This is a genomic window from Streptomyces caelestis, from assembly GCF_014205255.1.
GTDB classification, from domain to species: domain Bacteria; phylum Actinomycetota; class Actinomycetes; order Streptomycetales; family Streptomycetaceae; genus Streptomyces; species Streptomyces caelestis.
This window is the reverse complement of the sequence record NZ_JACHNE010000001.1, coordinates 5,919,740-5,935,916: the sequence shown is the minus strand read 5'-3', so window position 1 is coordinate 5,935,916 and position 16,177 is coordinate 5,919,740. Positions and strand designations below refer to the sequence as shown.

Sequence of the window (16,177 nt, the reverse complement as noted above, 5' to 3'; positions counted from 1 at the left end):
GTCTCGATGCTGATCCAGGACACGGCCCTCGTCTACGGCCGCTACCTCCGTCAATCCCTGCGTTCGCGCTTCGCGCTGCTCTTCGGGGTGCTGATGCCGCTGCTGTACCTGCTGTTCTTCGGCCCGCTGCTCACCGACCTGCCGCTCGGCGAGCGCGGCAGCTCCTGGCAGGTGCTCGTCCCCGGCCTGCTGCTCCAACTCGGACTGTTCGGCGCGTCCTTCGCCGGTTTCTCGATCATCATCGAGAAGGGCCAGGGGGTGGTCGAGCGCATGCGCGTCACGCCCGTCAGCCGACTGGCCCTGCTGCTCGGCCGGGTGCTGCGGGACACCACGGTGTTCGTCTTCCAGGCGGTGCTGCTCGTGCTGGCTGCGGTGGCCATGGGTCTGCGGGCACCGCTGGCCGGCGTCCTGATCGGCTTCGCGTTCGTCGCGCTGCTCACCCTCTCGCTGGCCGCGCTGTCGTACGCGCTGGCGATGAAGATGGACACCCCGCAGACCTTCGGCCCGGCGATCAACGCGCTGACCATGCCGTCGATGCTGCTGTCGGGCCTGATGCTGCCGATGACCCTGGGCCCGGCCTGGCTGGACGTCCTCTCCCACCTCATGCCGTTCCGCTATCTGGTCGACGCGGTCCGGGACGCGTATGTCGGCTCCTACGCCACGGCTCACATGCTGTACGGCGTCCTGGTGGCCGTCGGCCTCACGGCTCTGTCCGTGACAGTGGGCACACGCGTGTTCCGAACCGCCGGAGCCTAACTACGCTGGCCGCATGGTCAATCTGACGCGCATCTACACCAGGACCGGCGACCAGGGCACCACCGCCCTCGGCGACATGAGCCGGGTCGCCAAGACCGACCTGCGGATCGCCGCGTACGCCGACGCCAACGAGGCGAACGCGGTGATCGGCACGGCGATCGCGCTGGGCGGCCTGGACGAGGAGGTCGTCAAGGTCCTCACCCGCGTGCAGAACGACCTGTTCGACGTGGGTGCGGACCTGTCGACGCCGGTGGTGGAGAACCCGGAGTACCCGCCCCTGCGGGTCGAGCAGTCCTACATCGACAAGCTGGAGGCGGACTGCGACCGCTTCCTGGAGGGCCTGGAGAAGCTCCGCTCCTTCATCCTCCCCGGCGGCACCCCCGGCGCGGCCCTCCTCCACCAGGCCTGCACGGTGGTCCGCCGGGCGGAACGCTCGACGTGGGCGGCCCTGGAGGCGCACGGCGAGGTGATGAACCCCCTGACGGCGACCTACCTCAACCGCCTCTCCGACCTCCTGTTCATCCTCGCGAGGACGGCGAACAAGGAGGTCGGGGACGTGCTGTGGGTGCCGGGCGGCGAGCGCTGAGCCGGGGGGCAGCGCTCAGGTCCTGCGCCGCGCCCCCTGCAGCAGCCCGGCGGCGGCGAGCACGCCGCCGACGCACATCATCACGACACCGACCTTCGTGAGGGTGACGACGGGGACCTCCACGTCGCCGGTGAACAGCCACAACCCCAGGCCGATCAGGAAGGTGACGATCCCTTCCACGAGGTTCCCGCGGGCCTTGCTCATCACCGCACCCTCTCCTTCTCCTGCGCGACCGCCGGTTCACCCGCCGGAGGCTTCCGCGGCCAGATCCAGTAGCTCAGGGCGACCAGGCCGTGGATGCCGGCCGCGCGCCAGGCCGCGTAGCGCCAGCTCTCCAGGGAGGTGACGCGGCTCGGGTCGTCGACGTACCAGATGGCGATCTGGAGCAGCGCGGTCGCGACGGCGGCGCCCACCAGCGTGCCCGTCCAGACCTTGCCCTCGTGGCGCGCACGGGCCATGCCGTAGCGCGGGGGCTTGACCGGGGGCGGTGCGCCGCCGAACCGGTGGGCCGCGTGGCCGTCCAGCCACTTCACCGTGCGGTGGCCGTGCCCCACGGTGTAGCCGATGTACAGCGCGGCCAGCCCGTGCGTCCAGTTCGGCTCGGCGCCGTTCTTGAGGTCCAGCGCGGTGGCGACCAGCAGGACGACCTCCAGCAGCGGCTCGCACAGCAGCAGCGCCAGCCCCGTACGCGGCATGCGCAGCAGGTAGCGGAAGGCCAGCCCGGCCGCCAGCAGCACCCAGAAGCCGATCTCACAGGCGGCGATCAAGGCGACGATCACAGTTCGCTCCTCTCGGTCACCCTTCCAGGCTCCCGGCCGGCGCGGCCGGAATCGTCGTCGCGACTGACGAACCCGCGCTACATCGAAAGATGCAGCCGGGGACCCTTCGCGGGGATCAGGCACGGGGCCCGGCGGCCGTGTTGGATGGTGGCATGGCCGTACGACTGACCCGTCCCCGCCGCTTCGACGTGTACGTCGCGCTGGGCAGTCTGCTCGGCGGGCTGCTGCTGTGGACCCTCGGTCTGGCCACCCGTCCGCACACCGAGGCCTACGTGCTGCTGCCGGGGCGCTGGCCGGTCCTGCTGCCGCTGCTCGTCATGGCCGGCTGCGAGCTGCTGCGCCGCACCGCCCCGCGTACCGCCCTGCTGATCGGCACGGCCGCGATCGTCCTGGACACCGTCACCCAGGGCAACCTGGTCACGATCCTGATGTTCACCGACCTCATGTACGCGGCCGTCCTGTACGGACCGCCCGCCTCGGCCCACCGCATCCCCAGGATCACCGGGATGCTGTCGGTGGCCGGGACGGTGGTGCCGTTCGCGGTGCGGCGCGAGCCCGAGGCGCTGCTGCTCGGCGTGGTCATCGGCGTGGTGGCCTTCGCGCCCGCCGCCACCGGCCTGATCGTCCGCAACCACCGTGACGCCGCCGAGGCGGCCCGGCTGCGTGCCGCGCAGACCGCGCTGCTCGCCGAGATGGACCGCACCCAGGCCGTCACCGCCGAACGCGCCCGAATGGCCCGCGAACTGCACGACATGGTCGCCAACCACCTGTCGGCGATCGCCATCCACTCCACGGCCGCGCTCTCCCTGGACGACCCGAAGACCTCCCAGGACGCCCTGGCCGTGATCCGCGAGAACAGCGTCGAGGGGCTCGCGGAGATGCGCCGGCTGATCGGGATCCTCCGCGACTCCAGCGGTGACGTCGAGCCGGTCGCCGCCCCCACCCTCGACGGACTCGGCGCCCTGGTCGAGGGCGCCCGCACCAACGGCCTCGACGTCACGCTGGACACCGCGCACGGCACGGTCCCCGCGCCGGTCGAACTGGCCGCCTACCGCATCGTCCAGGAATCCCTCACCAACACCCTCAAGCACGCCGGCCCCGGCCGGGTCACCGTGTCCCTGGCCCAGCAAGACGGCGTGCTGACCATCACGGTGACCAGCCCGTACGGTGACCGGGACGGGCCCGGCGCCCCCGGCTCGGGCGCGGGCCTGGTCGGCATGCGGGAACGCGCCGCGCTGCTGGACGGCACGTTCGAGGCCGGCCCCGAGGACTCGCCGGACGGCAAGGTCTGGGCCGTTCGTGCCACCCTGCCCGTGCACGAAACCGTCGAAGGAGACACCGCATGATCCGCGTCCTGGTCGCCGAGGACCAGTCCGCCGTCCGCGCAGGCCTGGTCCTCATCCTGCGCAGCGCGCCCGACATCGAGGTGGTCGGCGAGGCGGCGGACGGCGAGCAGGCGGTGGCGCTGGTCCGCGAGCTGCGGCCGGACCTGGTGCTGATGGACCTTCAGATGCCGCGCCTGGACGGGGTCTCGGCGACCCGGCAGGTCGTCGCGGAACGGCTCGCCGACGTGCTGGTGCTGACCACCTTCGACCTCGACGAGTACGTCTTCGGGGCGCTGCGGGCGGGCGCGTCCGGCTTCCTGCTGAAGAACACCGAGGCGAAGGACCTGCTGGAGGCCGTCCGGACGGTCGCACGTGGGGAGGGGCTGATCGCCCCGGCGGTCACCCGGCGGCTGATCGCGGAGTTCGCCGCGAAGCCCACACGGGAGCCCACGGCCGACCCGGCGGTCCTCGACCGGCTGACCCGGCGCGAGCGCGAGGTGCTGTCCTGCCTCGGCGAGGGCCTGTCCAACGCGGGCATCGCCGAGCGGCTCGACATGGCCGAGGCGACGGTGAAGACCCATGTCAGCCGCCTGCTGGGGAAGCTGGAGCTGCGCAGCCGGGTGCAAGCGGCCGTCCTGGCGCAGGAGTTGGGGATCTGACCCACGCATGGATGGGTGGTCCAGACCTATTGACCGGTGGTCCAGACCTTCCTATTCTCACCGCACCATGAGAGGGCGTGAGGCTCAGTCGCGCCCCCACAACTCCATCAAGGAGGCGCAGCATGCGCTTCAGACACAGAGCCGCGGCAGGGTTCGCGACCCTGTTGCTCCCGCTGGCCGGTCTCGTCGGCCTCGCGAGCCCGGCCCAGGCCGCGACATCCGCCACCGCGAGCTACACCAAGACGCAGGACTGGGGCTCCGGCTTCGAAGGCAAGTGGACGGTGAAGAACACCGGGACCACGACCCTCAGCTCCTGGACCGTCGAGTGGGACTTCCCCTCCGGCACGTCCGTCACGTCCGCCTGGGACGCCGACGTCACCTCCTCCGGCACCCACTGGAGCGCGAAGAACAAATCCTGGAACGGCACCCTCGCCCCCGGCGCCTCCGTCTCCTTCGGCTTCAACGGCACCGGCTCCGGCTCCCCGGCGAGCTGCAAGCTCAACGGCGGCGGCTGCGACGGCGGCAGCGTCCCCGGCGACGCCCCGCCCTCCGCCCCCGGCACCCCCACCGCCTCCGGCATCACCGACACCTCGGTGAAGCTGACCTGGTCCGCCGCCACCGACGACAAGGGCGTCAAGAACTACGACGTCCTGCGCGACGGCACGAAGGTCGCCACGGTGACGGCCACCTCGTACACGAACACCGGCCTGACCGCCGGCACCGACTACTCCTACACCGTCCAGGCCCGCGACACCGCCGACCAGACCGGCCCGGTCAGCGGCGCGGTGAAGGTCCGCACCACCGGCGGCTCGCAGGAACCCCCGCCCGCCGGTGACACGATCAAGCTCGGCTATTTCACCGAGTGGGGCGTCTACGGCCGCAACTACCACGTCAAGAACCTGGTGACGTCGGGCTCGGCGTCGAAGATCACGCACATCAACTACGCCTTCGGCAACGTCAAGAACGGCCAGTGCACGGTCGACGACACCTACGCCGCCTACGACAAGGCCTACACCGCCGACCAGTCCGTCAGCGGCACCGCCGACACCTGGGACCAGCCGCTGCGCGGCACCTTCAACCAGCTGCGCCAGCTCAAGACCAAGTACCCGCACATCAAGGTGCTGTACTCGTTCGGCGGCTGGACCTACTCGGGCGGCTTCGGCCAGGCCGCGGCCAACGCCACCGCGTTCGCCAAGTCCTGCAAGGCCGTCGTGGAGGACCCGCGCTGGGCCGACGTCTTCGACGGCATCGACATCGACTGGGAGTACCCGAACGCCTGCGGCCTGACCTGCGACACCTCGGGGCCGGCGGCGTTCAGGAACCTCTCCCAGGCACTGCGTGCCGAGTTCGGCCCGGACTACCTGGTCACCGCGGCCATCACCGCCGACGGGTCCTCCGGCGGCAAGATCGACGCGGCCGACTACGGCGGCGCCGCGCAGTACCTCGACTGGTACAACGTGATGACGTACGACTACTTCGGCGCCTTCGACAAGGACGGCCCGACCGCCCCGCACTCCCCGCTCACCTCGTACCCCGGCATTCCGCAGGCGGGCTTCAACTCGGCCGACGCGATCACCAAGCTGAAGGCGAAGGGCGTCCCGTCCGCCAAGCTCCTGCTCGGCATCGGCTTCTACGGCCGCGGCTGGGCCGGCGTCACCCAGTCCGCCCCCGGCGGCACGGCGACCGGCGCGGCTCCCGGTACGTACGAGGCGGGCATCGAGGACTACAAGGTCCTCAAGAACTCCTGCCCGGCCACCGGCACGATCGCGGGCACCGCGTACGCGCACTGCGGCAGCACCTGGTGGTCGTACGACACTCCCGCGACGATCGCCGGGAAGATGACCTGGGCCAAGAACCAGGGCCTGGGCGGCGCCTTCTTCTGGGAGTTCAGCGGCGACACCGGCAACGGTGAGCTGGTGACCGCCATCGACGACGGGCTCGACTGACCGACGATCCTAAGCCGGCCTAAGCGACATTGACGCTCCCCAGACTTCGTCCGGGGGGACCCCCGGTCAGCGAGTGAATGTGGCTACGCCACATTCACTCGCTGACCGGGCGGGGCCGCCTCCAGCCACGCCAGGAAACCGGTCAGCGCGTCCTCGCTCATGGCCAGCTCCAGCCGGGTCCCCCGGTGCAGACAGGCGAGGATCACATGGTCGGAGAGCAGTGCCAGCTCCTCCTCGCCCTCCGGGACCCGGCGGCCGGCCACCTCGATCGCGGAGCGTTCCAGGATCCGGCGGGGGCGCGGCGAGTACGAGAAGACACGGAACCACTCGACGCGGTCGCCGTTGTACCGGGCCACCCCGTAGGCCCAGCCCTTGCCGCCTGCGTCGCTCTGCTCCGGGGTGTCCCAGCGCAGGCTGGCGTCGAAGGTGCCGCCCGAGCGCTGGATGAGCCGGCGGCGCAGACCGAAGACGAACAGTCCCACCACCACGAGGGCCACGACAATTCCGCACACAGTCAGAGCGAGGACCATCGACACCGACCTCCTCGTCTCCTAGGTAACGGAACGTAAAAATCACCCACATCCGCCTCAGCCGCGGCTGGGTCCGGATCTCTCCGGTACCCAGCCGCGGCTGAGTGACGTCATCACACGGCGGGCGAAGTCAGCGCGCCGCCGTGGCCGCACGCAGACGGACGTCCGCGCGGCGCTGGGCCTCCGCGTCGTCCTCCGCCTTCGCACGCTCCAGCTCCTGCTCCGCGCGCTGGACATCGATCTCGTCCGACAGCTCCGCGACTTCGGCCAGCAGCGACAGCTTGTCGTCCGCGAACGAGATGAAACCGCCGTGGACCGCGGCGACGACCGTCCCGCCATCACTCGTACGGATGGTCACCGGGCCCGACTCCAGCACACCGAGCAGCGGCTGGTGACCGGGCATGACGCCGATGTCGCCGGACGTGGTGCGCGCGACGACCAGGGTGGCCTGGCCGGACCAGACCTCACGGTCGGCCGCGACCAGCGCGACGTGCAGCTCAGCAGCCAAGGGTGGCTCCTCGGGTCACCACCCGGCGGGAGTGCCGGGTGTTGGTTACAAGTCTAGTGGGCGTGACGGAGGGGGCGGGACGCGCCCGCCCCCTCCGTCATGAGCACGAGGCTCATGTGTCGAGCGCGAGGCTCAGGAGACGCCCAGCTCCTTCGCGTTCTTCTTCAGGTCCTCGAGACCACCGCACATGAAGAACGCCTGCTCCGGGAAGTGGTCGTACTCGCCGTCGCAGATCGCGTTGAACGCGGCGATCGACTCGTCCAGCGGCACGTCCGAACCGTCCACGCCGGTGAACTGCTTGGCGGCGTGGGTGTTCTGGGACAGGAAGCGCTCCACGCGACGGGCACGGTGGACGACGAGCTTGTCCTCCTCGCCGAGCTCGTCGATACCGAGGATCGCGATGATGTCCTGCAGGTCCTTGTACTTCTGCAGGATGTTCTTCACGCGCATCGCGGCGTTGTAGTGGTCCGCCGAGATGTACCGCGGGTCGAGGATCCGGGACGTGGAGTCCAGCGGGTCCACGGCCGGGTAGATGCCCTTCTCGGAGATCGGACGGGAGAGCACCGTCGTCGCGTCGAGGTGGGCGAAGGTGGTGGCCGGGGCCGGGTCGGTCAGGTCGTCCGCGGGGACGTAGATCGCCTGCATCGAGGTGATCGAGTGACCACGGGTCGAGGTGATGCGCTCCTGGAGGACACCCATCTCGTCGGCCAGGTTCGGCTGGTAGCCCACCGCGGAGGGCATACGGCCGAGCAGGGTCGACACCTCGGAACCGGCCTGGGTGAAGCGGAAGATGTTGTCGATGAAGAACAGCACGTCCTGCTTCTGGACGTCACGGAAGTACTCCGCCATCGTCAGGCCGGCCAGGGCCACGCGCAGACGGGTGCCCGGGGGCTCGTCCATCTGGCCGAAGACCAGGGCGGTCTTGTCCAGAACGCCGGACTCTTCCATCTCCGCGATGAGGTCGTTGCCCTCACGGGTGCGCTCGCCGACGCCCGCGAAGACGGAGACGCCCTCGTGGAGGTTGGCGACACGCATGATCATTTCCTGGATCAGCACGGTCTTGCCGACACCGGCACCACCGAACAGACCGATCTTGCCGCCCTTGACGTACGGGGTGAGAAGGTCGACGACCTTCAGGCCCGTCTCGAACATCTCGGTCTTCGACTCGAGCTGGTCGAACGCGGGGGCCTTGCGGTGGATGGGCCAGCGCTCGCCCTCGAAGGTCTCGTCGCTGTTCAGTACCTCACCGAGGGTGTTGAACACCTTGCCCTTGGTGAAGTCGCCGACCGGGACGGAGATGCCCGCGCCGGTGTCGACGACGGGAGCCTGGCGGACCAGGCCGTCGGTGGGCTGCATGGAGATCGCGCGGACCAGGCCGTCACCCAGGTGCTGGGCGACCTCCAGGGTCAGCGTCTTCTTCTCGCCCGCGAGCGCCGGGTCGGCGACCTCGACGTGCAGGGCGTTGTAGATCTCGGGCATCGCGTCGACGGGGAACTCCACGTCGACGACCGGGCCGATGACCCGGGCGACGCGGCCCGTAGCCGTCGCGGTCTCAACAGTGGTGGTCATTTATCGGTCACTCCCCGCGGTCGCGTCGGCCAGGGCACTGGCGCCACCGACGATCTCGCTGATTTCCTGGGTGATTTCGGCCTGGCGGGCCTGGTTGGCAAGCCGGGTGAGCGTCTCGATGAGCTCTCCGGCGTTGTCGGTGGCCGACTTCATCGCGCGCCGCGTGGCGGCGTGCTTGGAGGCGGCCGACTGGAGCAGCGCGTTGTAGATCCGGCTCTCCACGTAGCGCGGCAGCAGGGCGTCCAGGACGTCCTCCGCCGAGGGCTCGAAGTCGAACAGCGGGAGGATCTCGCCCTTGGGCTTGGCCTCCTGCGCGACCTCGTCGAGGCTGAGCGGCAGCAGCCGGGCCTCGATGGCCGTCTGCGTCATCATCGACACGAACTCGGTGTAGACGATGTGGAGCTCGTCCACGCCGCCTTCCGCCGTCTCCGTCTCGATGGCCTCGATCAGCGGGGCCGCGACCTTCTTGGCGTCCGCGTACGACGGCTCGTCGGTGAAGCCCGTGAACGACTCCGCGACCTTGCGCTCGCGGAAGTTGTAGTGGGCGAGACCACGGCGGCCGACGATGTAGCTGACGACCTCCTTGCCCTCACCTTCGAGCTTCGCCGTGAGCCTCTCCGCGGCCTTGATGGCGTTGGAGTTGAAGGCGCCGGCCAGGCCGCGGTCGCTCGTGAGGAGCAGGACCGCGGCGCGGGTCGGGTTCTCCGGCTCCGTCGTCAGCGGGTGCTTGGTGTTCGATCCGGTGGCGACCGCCGCGACCGCCCGGGTGAGCTCGGTCGCGTACGGCGTGGACGCCGCCACCTTGCGCTGCGCCTTGACGACGCGCGAGGCGGCGATCATCTCCATCGCCTTCGTGATCTTCTTGGTCGCGGTGACGGAACGGATGCGACGCTTGTAGACCCGGAGCTGGGCTCCCATGAGTCAGGTCCCTTCCTTACGTCACTTGCCGGCAGCCGGGGCGTCCTCGCCGAGCAGCTTGCCGTCGGAGGTCTCGAACTGCTTCTTGAACTCCGCGATGGCGTCGGCCATGGCCTGGAGCGTGTCGTCCGACATCTTCCCGCCCTCGCGGATGGAGGTCAGCAGACCCTGCTCCTTGCGGTGCAGGTACTCCAGCAGCTCCTTCTCGAAGCGGCGGATGTCGGCGACCGGAACCTCGTCCATCTTGCCGGTGGTGCCGGCCCAGATGGAGACGACCTGGTCCTCGGTGGCCATCGGCTGGTACTGCGGCTGCTTCAGCAGCTCGACCATGCGCTGACCACGCTCCAGCTGCGCCTTGGACGCGGCGTCCAGGTCGGAACCGAAGGCGGCGAAGGCCTCCAGCTCACGGAACTGGGCGAGGTCCACACGCAGACGGCCGGAGACCTGGCGGATCGCCTTGTGCTGGGCGGAACCACCGACTCGGGAGACCGAGATACCGACGTTCAGCGCGGGGCGCTGACCGGCGTTGAACAGGTCCGACTCCAGGAAGCACTGGCCGTCGGTGATGGAGATGACGTTGGTCGGGATGAACGCCGAGACGTCGTTGGCCTTCGTCTCGACGATCGGCAGACCGGTCATCGAGCCGGCACCCATCTCGTCGGAGAGCTTCGCGCAGCGCTCCAGCAGACGAGAGTGCAGGTAGAAGACGTCACCCGGGTAGGCCTCACGGCCCGGCGGGCGGCGCAGCAGCAGCGACACGGCGCGGTAGGCGTCGGCCTGCTTCGACAGGTCGTCGAAGATGATCAGGACGTGCTTGCCCTGGTACATCCAGTGCTGGCCGATGGCCGAACCGGTGTAGGGCGCCAGGTACTTGAAGCCGGCCGGGTCGGACGCCGGGGCGGCGACGATGGTCGTGTACTCCAGCGCGCCGGCCTCCTCCAGAGCGCCGCGCACGCCGGCGATGGTGGAGCCCTTCTGGCCGATGGCGACGTAGATGCAGCGGACCTGCTTGTTCGGGTCGCCGGTGCGCCAGTTGTCGCGCTGGTTGATGATGGTGTCGACGGCCAGGGCGGTCTTGCCGGTCTGGCGGTCACCGATGATCAGCTGGCGCTGGCCACGGCCGATCGGGGTCATCGTGTCGACGGCCTTGTAGCCCGTCTCCATCGGCTCGTGCACCGACTTACGGACCATGACGCCCGGAGCCTGCAGCTCCAGGGCGCGACGGCTGTCGGTCTCGATCTCGCCGAGGCCGTCGATCGGGTTGCCGAGGGGGTCCACGACGCGGCCGAGGTAGCCCTCGCCGACCGCGACGGACAGGACCTCGCCGGTACGGGAGACCGGCTGGCCCTCCTCGATACCGCTGAACTCGCCGAGGACGACGCAGCCGATCTCGCGCTCCTCGAGGTTGAGGGCGAGACCGAGGCTGCCGTCCTCGAACTTCAGCAGCTCGTTGGCCATGACCGAGGGCAGACCCTCGACCTTCGCGATACCGTCGCCGGCGAAGGTGACCGTACCGACCTCCTCGCGCGAGGCCGCGTCCGGCTTGTACGCCTGGACGAAGTTCTCCAGCGCGTCCCGGATCTCCTCCGGCCGGATCGTGAGCTCCGCCATCTGGGTTCCCTGCTCTCCTTGTTGGGCCCGAAGTTTCACTTTGGGGGTCTGGGGGCGACCCCCAGGATTCTTCTGCACGGCCCAACCAGGGCCGTCGTAAGTACGTACTGCTATTGAGTTGCTGGCTCAGCCGGCGAGCCGGCGGCTGGCGTCCTCGATGCGGTCCGCGAGGGAGCCGTTGATGACCTCGTCGCCGACCTGCACCCGGATCCCGCCGAGGACCTCGGGGTCCACGTCCAGGTTGAGGTGCATCGTGCGGCCGTAGAGCTTCGCGAGGGCGGCGCCCAGGCGCTGCTTCTGCGGGTCGCTCAGCGGTACCGCCGAGGTGACGATGGCCACCATGCGGTCCCGGCGCTCGGCGGCGAGCTTGGACAGGGACTCCAGTCCCGACTCCAGGCTACGTCCCCGCGGCGCGGTCACAAGGCGCGTGACCAGACGCTCGGTGGCCGACTGCGCCCGGCCGCCGAGCAGGCCGCGCAGCAGCTCGCTCTTGGCCGAGGTGGTGGCCTTGCGGTCGGTCAGCGCGGCACGCAGCTCGGTGCTGCCGGAGACGATCCGCCCGAAGCGGAACAGCTCGTCCTCGACGTCGTCGAGCTTGCCCGCCTTCTGCGCGGCGGTGAGGTCGGCGGTGTCGGCCAGCGTCTCCAGCGCGTCCACCAGGTCGCGCGACTGCGACCAGCGGGAGCGCACCATTCCGGCGACCAGGTCGGCGGCGGGGCCGCTGACCTGGGTGCTGAGCAGGCGCTGGGCCAGTTCGGCCTTGGCCTCACCGGCCTGCGCCGGGTCGGTGAGGACCCGACGCAGCGACACCTCGCGGTCGAGCAGCGCGGTGACGGCGGCCAGCTCGTCGGCGAGCGAGCCGGCGTCCACGGACGTGGAGTCCGTCAGCGCGTCGAGACGCTCACGTGCGGCTGCCAGGGCCTCGCGGCTCGCTCCGTTCATCGGCCGGCCTCGGCCTTCTCCTCGAGGTCGTCGAGGAACCGGTCGATCACGCGGCTCTGACGGGCGTGGTCCTCGAGGGACTCGCCGACGAGCTTGCCGGCCAGGTCGGTGGCGAGCTTGCCGACGTCCTGACGCAGCGCGGACGACGCGGCCTTGCGGTCGGCCTCGATCTGGGCGTGACCGGCGGCGACGATCTCCTCGCGCTGCCGCTGGCCCTCGGCCCGCATCTCGGCGATGAGGGCGGCACCCTGCTCCTGCGCCTCCTGGCGCAGGCGCGCGGCCTCGTGCCGGGCCTCGGCGAGCTGTGCCTTGTACTGCTCAAGGACGCTCTGGGCCTCGACCTTCATGGTCTCGGCCTCTTCGATACCGCCTTCGATCGCCGCGCGGCGCTCCTCCAGAACCTTGTTGATGTTCGGAAGCAGCTTCTTCCAGAAGAAGAAGAACACGATGGCGAAGGCGATGGTGCCGACGAGCAGCTCGGGGCCCGGAGGAATGAGCGGGTTCTGCTCACTCTCGGCCGCCAGCTGCACCAGGTTGGCGATCACATCAGTGCCTTTCGTCGAAAGGTTCGGCTCGTCAGCGTTCGTCAGTTGTAGACGAACGGCATGACGATGCCGATGAGGGCGAGCGCCTCACAGAAGGCGAAGCCGAGGATCTGGTTGGCACGGATCAGGCCGGCGGCCTCGGGCTGGCGGGCAAGGGCCTGGGTGCCGTTACCGAAGATGATGCCGACGCCGACGCCGGGGCCGATGGCGGCGAGGCCGTAGCCGATGGAACCGATGTTGCCTTCGACAGCGGCGAGGGTCTCAAGGGCAGCCATGCTGAATCTTCCTTCTTTTTCATGGACCGGCGGGGGTTGGCCACCGGACGATCAGGGGCTTGAGGGGGCGGGGGCTCAGTGGTGCTCGGCGAGAGCGCCCTGGATGTACGAGCAGGCCAGGAGGACGAAGACGTACGCCTGGACGGCCTGCACGAAGAGCTCGAAGAGGATCATGACCATCGTCATGACGAACGAGACACCGGCGGCCGGGATCATCCAGCTGTTCAGCAGGTACCAGGAGGCGACGGTGAACATCACCAGCATCAGGTGGCCGGCGAACATGTTGGCGAAGAGTCGGACCGCGTGCGTGAAGGGACGAACGAGCAGGTTCGAGAAGAACTCGATGACCATCACGAGCGGCAGCACCGGGCCGAGCGACTTGTCGTAGCCGGTGACGTTCTTGAAGAACCCGACGAAACCGTGCCGCTTGAAGGTCAGCGAGACCCACACCACGTAGACGATCGCGGCCAGGACCATCGGGAAGGCGATGATCGACGAGACCGGGAACTGGGCCAGCGGGATCACGGACCAGATGTTCATGATCCAGATGAAGAAGAAGAGCGAGACCATCAGAGGGACGTACTTCTCGCCCTCCTTCTTACCGAGGGTCTCGTAAACGATGCCTCGGCGTACGAAGTCGTAGCCGGCCTCACCGACCATCTGGAGCTTGCCCGGCACCACCTTCGCCTTGCCGAAGGCGAGCGTGAAGAAGGTGACGACCAGGAGCGTGGTGATGAGGGCAAGAAGCATCACCTTGTTGAACTCGAACCCCCCGACCGTGGCAATCGGCTTGAAGAGGAACGAGTGCAGGCCCGGAGCCGGAAAACCACACCCGTTGTCGGACATGATCCGACAGCTCCAGTCAAAGGCGAGCTGGGTCTGGTCAGCACTCACCGCGGGCTCCTTCGGCGTGACGCATGGGTACGGCAACCTCGTTGTGTCGGCGCGGCACAGAGCCGCGGTTCGGCACGGGACTGGTGTTACGGATGTGGGGGCGGCTGGGGGGCATCTCGCCTCGCGATAGAGCAGGCGTCAGCTCGGATGCCCGCGCCCGCGATGCCGCAGTTGGCACCGGACGATAGCAGGAGATCTCATGTCTACTTATCCCGGCCCTACCCCTCACGACGAGTGCCCCGACTTTGCGGGCTTCCCGCCCGTCGCCGAATCGGGCTCGACGTAAAGGATCTTGGCCTTCATGTGGGCACGCGCCTGCGCCGCGATCCACGCGAGGGTGCCGGCGACGAGCGTGAGAGCGAAGGCCTTGGGGTGGAACAACGTGGTGTTCTTGAAGGCGGCCATGAAGACGAACAGCAGCAGAATCTGCGCTGCGTAGAGCATCAGACCCATCGCCTGGAAGAGGTGCGGAAGCGATTTGGCAGTGCGCTGCAGGACGTAGAGACCGATCCCCATGAACAGGATCACCACGAGCGTAGCGACGACCGCCCCGATCGCTCCCTTGCCGCCGGCAACCACACCACTGATGACGGCGGCAACAGCACCGACGGCAGCCGTGGGCACGGCAGCCTGGGCCAGAATCCGGGCGTCATTGGACGGCATGGCGGCAACTCCGCTTTCGCAGGGGGCAGGGGTGTCGTCATGGACGAGCGTAGTCCCGGGCTGAGTGGAGACCTCACACCAATGGACCGTCGCACTACGGTCCTTCGGCTCTATCCGGGGGGTTCTCGTGAACCGTATCACAAACTATTTGATGCAGTCTTTACCTGAAGGTGTGCGGACAGTCACACATGAGGGTGAACATGCGCGTCTGAGCGAGAACAGCGCCGAGATGTCTGGTATTGGGGCGCTTCGCACCCCCATCGCAAGCCCACGACTTGGCAATGCTCTAGTCAGATTCTTACCTTGTCCCGGCCTTGCTCCGGTCGCCCAGACGCGAACGGGCGCCGATGGCGGTCGCCCCGTTGACACCGGAGACCCCGGAGACCGCCGGCGTGCGGTCCTCGGACCTGACGGAAGCGGCCTGATCGGCGGCGGACGCCGGCGTCGAGGCGTCGGGTGAGAGGGCCGCGACCGAGCCGCGGCGCCGGTAGCGCGGCGGCAGGAACCGTTCCATCCAGCGCGGGGCCCGCGGCGTGAAGCGCGGCAGCAGGAGCAGGAGCAGGCCGATCACGCTGAGGAAGACGACGCCGAGCACGATCCACATGGACGTCGAATTGACCGAGTAGGCGAGGGCGCCGAAGGCGATCAGCGCCGACCAGAAGTACATGATGAGCACGGCGCGGCTGTGCGAGTGACCGATCTCCAGCAGCCGGTGGTGCAGGTGGCCGCGGTCGGCGGCGAACGGGGACTGGCCGCGCCAGGTGCGGCGAACGATCGCCAGGGCCAGGTCGGCGGCCGGGATCGCGATGATCGTCAACGGCATCAGCAGGGGGATGAAGACGGGGAGCATCGCGTGGGTCGTTTCCCGCGTGCCACCCAGGTTGACGTTGAGTGCCTCAACGTCCAGCTGGCCGGTGACGGACACGGCGCTCGCCGCGAGGACCAGACCGATCAGCATTGACCCGGAGTCGCCCATGAAGATCCGGGCGGGGTGCATGTTGTGCGGAAGGAAGCCGAGGCACATACCCATGAGCACCGCGGAGAACAGGGTCGCCGGGGCCGCCGCTTCCGCACCGTAGCCGTACCAGATCCGGTAGGTGTACAGGAAGAACGCCGCTGCGGCGATGCACACCATCCCTGCCGCCAGGCCGTCCAAGCCGTCCACGAAGTTGACCGCGTTGATGGTGATGACCACGAGCGCCACGGTGAGCAGGTTGCCCTGCCACGGGGTGACGGACACCGTTCCGACACCGGGGATGGGCAGCCACAGGATGGTCAAGCCTTGAAGGATCATGACGCCGGCTGCGATCATCTGGCCACCCAGCTTGATCAGAGCGCCCAGCTCGAACTTGTCGTCCAGCACGCCCATCAGCCAGATCAGAGCCGCCCCGGACAGCAGCGCCCGGGGTTCGTTCGACGTCTCGAAGACCTGGCTGAGGTTGGTCAGGTGGTCGGCGACCAGCAGACCCGCGCACAGGCCGAAGAACATCGCGATCCCGCCGAGCCGCGGAGTGGGTTCCCGGTGCACGTCACGTGCCCGGATCTCCGGCATCGCTCCGGCCACGATCGCGAACTTCCGTACCGGCCCTGTCAGCAGATACGTCACCGCGGCCGTGACGCAGAGCGTCAGCAGGTATTCACGCACGGGCTTCCCCACAGGTCTCGCTGGCC

At 68.8% G+C, this 16,177-nt stretch carries 18 protein-coding genes; 5 read left to right on the top strand and 13 right to left on the bottom strand.

Features of this window, described 5'->3' with window-relative positions; genetic code table 11:
- Positions 1-6 precede the first annotated feature (6 nt).
- A complete protein-coding gene (locus tag HDA41_RS27370; protein ID WP_184988149.1) occupies positions 7-756 on the top strand; it encodes an ABC transporter permease in 750 nt (249 codons plus the stop codon).
- 13 nt (positions 757-769) lie between these two features.
- On the top strand, positions 770-1,342 hold the full coding sequence (locus tag HDA41_RS27365) for a cob(I)yrinic acid a,c-diamide adenosyltransferase (protein WP_184988146.1): 573 nt from the start codon (positions 770-772) through the stop codon (positions 1,340-1,342).
- 15 nt (positions 1,343-1,357) lie between these two features.
- Here the strand turns inward: HDA41_RS27365 and HDA41_RS27360 are convergent, their stop codons facing one another.
- Positions 1,358-1,546 (bottom strand): DUF5708 family protein, encoded by a 189-nt coding sequence (locus HDA41_RS27360; RefSeq protein ID WP_184988143.1) that lies wholly within the window; start codon positions 1,544-1,546, stop codon positions 1,358-1,360.
- A complete protein-coding gene (locus HDA41_RS27355) occupies positions 1,546-2,121 on the bottom strand; it encodes a hypothetical protein (protein WP_184988140.1) in 576 nt (191 codons plus the stop codon). The genes HDA41_RS27360 and HDA41_RS27355 overlap by 1 nt, the downstream gene beginning before the upstream one ends.
- A gap of 152 nt (positions 2,122-2,273) precedes the next feature.
- Here HDA41_RS27355 and HDA41_RS27350 point away from each other — a divergent pair, with 152 nt between their 5' ends.
- From HDA41_RS27350 to HDA41_RS27340, 3 genes are all read left to right on the top strand, one after another.
- Positions 2,274-3,467, top strand: coding sequence for a sensor histidine kinase (locus HDA41_RS27350; protein WP_230299436.1), 1,194 nt, complete (start codon positions 2,274-2,276; stop codon positions 3,465-3,467).
- Positions 3,464-4,105 (top strand): response regulator, encoded by a 642-nt coding sequence (locus tag HDA41_RS27345; RefSeq protein ID WP_184988134.1) that lies wholly within the window; start codon positions 3,464-3,466, stop codon positions 4,103-4,105. The genes HDA41_RS27350 and HDA41_RS27345 overlap by 4 nt, the downstream gene beginning before the upstream one ends.
- Positions 4,106-4,227: 122 nt before the next feature.
- Complete coding sequence (locus tag HDA41_RS27340; RefSeq protein ID WP_184988131.1) at positions 4,228-6,051, top strand: glycoside hydrolase family 18 chitinase; 1,824 nt, start codon at positions 4,228-4,230, stop codon at positions 6,049-6,051.
- An 83-nt stretch (positions 6,052-6,134) separates the two neighbouring features.
- On the opposite strand, the gene HDA41_RS27335 is transcribed toward HDA41_RS27340, so the two are convergent.
- The 11 genes from HDA41_RS27335 to HDA41_RS27285 all read right to left on the bottom strand — a co-directional run bounded on the left by HDA41_RS27335 (position 6,135) and on the right by HDA41_RS27285 (position 16,151).
- Positions 6,135-6,581 (bottom strand): DUF2550 domain-containing protein, encoded by a 447-nt coding sequence (locus tag HDA41_RS27335; RefSeq protein ID WP_184988128.1) that lies wholly within the window; start codon positions 6,579-6,581, stop codon positions 6,135-6,137.
- A 130-nt stretch (positions 6,582-6,711) separates the two neighbouring features.
- Positions 6,712-7,089, bottom strand: coding sequence for a F0F1 ATP synthase subunit epsilon (locus HDA41_RS27330; protein WP_053670581.1), 378 nt, complete (start codon positions 7,087-7,089; stop codon positions 6,712-6,714).
- Positions 7,090-7,221: 132 nt separating this feature from the next.
- Positions 7,222-8,658 (bottom strand): F0F1 ATP synthase subunit beta, encoded by a 1,437-nt coding sequence (gene atpD / locus HDA41_RS27325; protein ID WP_059417210.1) that lies wholly within the window; start codon positions 8,656-8,658, stop codon positions 7,222-7,224.
- Positions 8,659-9,576 carry a F0F1 ATP synthase subunit gamma gene (locus tag HDA41_RS27320; protein ID WP_059417211.1) on the bottom strand — a complete coding sequence of 306 codons (918 nt, stop codon included), beginning with the start codon at positions 9,574-9,576 and terminating at the stop codon, positions 8,659-8,661. It lies immediately after the preceding gene.
- Between the two features lie 21 nt (positions 9,577-9,597).
- A complete protein-coding gene (gene atpA, locus HDA41_RS27315; RefSeq protein WP_059417212.1) occupies positions 9,598-11,187 on the bottom strand; it encodes a F0F1 ATP synthase subunit alpha in 1,590 nt (529 codons plus the stop codon).
- A gap of 126 nt (positions 11,188-11,313) precedes the next feature.
- Positions 11,314-12,129 carry a F0F1 ATP synthase subunit delta gene (locus HDA41_RS27310; RefSeq protein WP_184988125.1) on the bottom strand — a complete coding sequence of 272 codons (816 nt, stop codon included), beginning with the start codon at positions 12,127-12,129 and terminating at the stop codon, positions 11,314-11,316.
- On the bottom strand, positions 12,126-12,674 hold the full coding sequence (locus tag HDA41_RS27305; RefSeq protein WP_184988122.1) for a F0F1 ATP synthase subunit B: 549 nt from the start codon (positions 12,672-12,674) through the stop codon (positions 12,126-12,128). The genes HDA41_RS27310 and HDA41_RS27305 overlap by 4 nt, the downstream gene beginning before the upstream one ends.
- Positions 12,675-12,715: 41 nt before the next feature.
- On the bottom strand, positions 12,716-12,949 hold the full coding sequence (atpE, locus tag HDA41_RS27300; RefSeq protein ID WP_143636214.1) for an ATP synthase F0 subunit C: 234 nt from the start codon (positions 12,947-12,949) through the stop codon (positions 12,716-12,718).
- A 75-nt stretch (positions 12,950-13,024) separates the two neighbouring features.
- Positions 13,025-13,843: a F0F1 ATP synthase subunit A gene (gene atpB, locus HDA41_RS27295; protein ID WP_494409555.1), complete on the bottom strand. Its 819-nt coding sequence runs from the start codon at positions 13,841-13,843 to the stop codon at positions 13,025-13,027.
- 225 nt (positions 13,844-14,068) lie between these two features.
- A complete protein-coding gene (locus HDA41_RS27290) occupies positions 14,069-14,506 on the bottom strand; it encodes a Cg1360 family ATP-synthase-associated protein (protein ID WP_184988119.1) in 438 nt (145 codons plus the stop codon).
- Between the two features lie 298 nt (positions 14,507-14,804).
- Entirely contained in the window at positions 14,805-16,151 is a 1,347-nt protein-coding gene (locus HDA41_RS27285) for an MraY family glycosyltransferase (protein ID WP_184988116.1), read from the bottom strand.
- Positions 16,152-16,177 lie beyond the last annotated feature (26 nt).

Bases quoted from the DNA above. Each gene is read 5' to 3' on its own strand.
- HDA41_RS27345 (WP_184988134.1), top strand. From the start codon at position 3,464: ATGATCCGCGTCCTGGTCGCCGAGGACCAGTCCGCCGTCCGCGCAGGC.
- HDA41_RS27320 (WP_059417211.1), bottom strand. From the start codon at position 9,576: ATGGGAGCCCAGCTCCGGGTCTACAAGCGTCGCATCCGTTCCGTCACC.
- HDA41_RS27310 (WP_184988125.1), bottom strand. From the start codon at position 12,129: ATGAACGGAGCGAGCCGCGAGGCCCTGGCAGCCGCACGTGAGCGTCTC.
- HDA41_RS27335 (WP_184988128.1), bottom strand. From the start codon at position 6,581: ATGGTCCTCGCTCTGACTGTGTGCGGAATTGTCGTGGCCCTCGTGGTG.
- atpD (WP_059417210.1), bottom strand. From the start codon at position 8,658: ATGACCACCACTGTTGAGACCGCGACGGCTACGGGCCGCGTCGCCCGG.
- HDA41_RS27340 (WP_184988131.1), top strand. From the start codon at position 4,228: ATGCGCTTCAGACACAGAGCCGCGGCAGGGTTCGCGACCCTGTTGCTC.
- atpA (WP_059417212.1), bottom strand. From the start codon at position 11,187: ATGGCGGAGCTCACGATCCGGCCGGAGGAGATCCGGGACGCGCTGGAG.
- HDA41_RS27370 (WP_184988149.1), top strand. From the start codon at position 7: ATGCTGATCCAGGACACGGCCCTCGTCTACGGCCGCTACCTCCGTCAA.
- HDA41_RS27350 (WP_230299436.1), top strand. From the start codon at position 2,274: ATGGCCGTACGACTGACCCGTCCCCGCCGCTTCGACGTGTACGTCGCG.
- HDA41_RS27360 (WP_184988143.1), bottom strand. From the start codon at position 1,546: ATGAGCAAGGCCCGCGGGAACCTCGTGGAAGGGATCGTCACCTTCCTG.
- HDA41_RS27365 (WP_184988146.1), top strand. From the start codon at position 770: ATGGTCAATCTGACGCGCATCTACACCAGGACCGGCGACCAGGGCACC.
- atpE (WP_143636214.1), bottom strand. From the start codon at position 12,949: ATGGCTGCCCTTGAGACCCTCGCCGCTGTCGAAGGCAACATCGGTTCC.
- HDA41_RS27290 (WP_184988119.1), bottom strand. From the start codon at position 14,506: ATGCCGTCCAATGACGCCCGGATTCTGGCCCAGGCTGCCGTGCCCACG.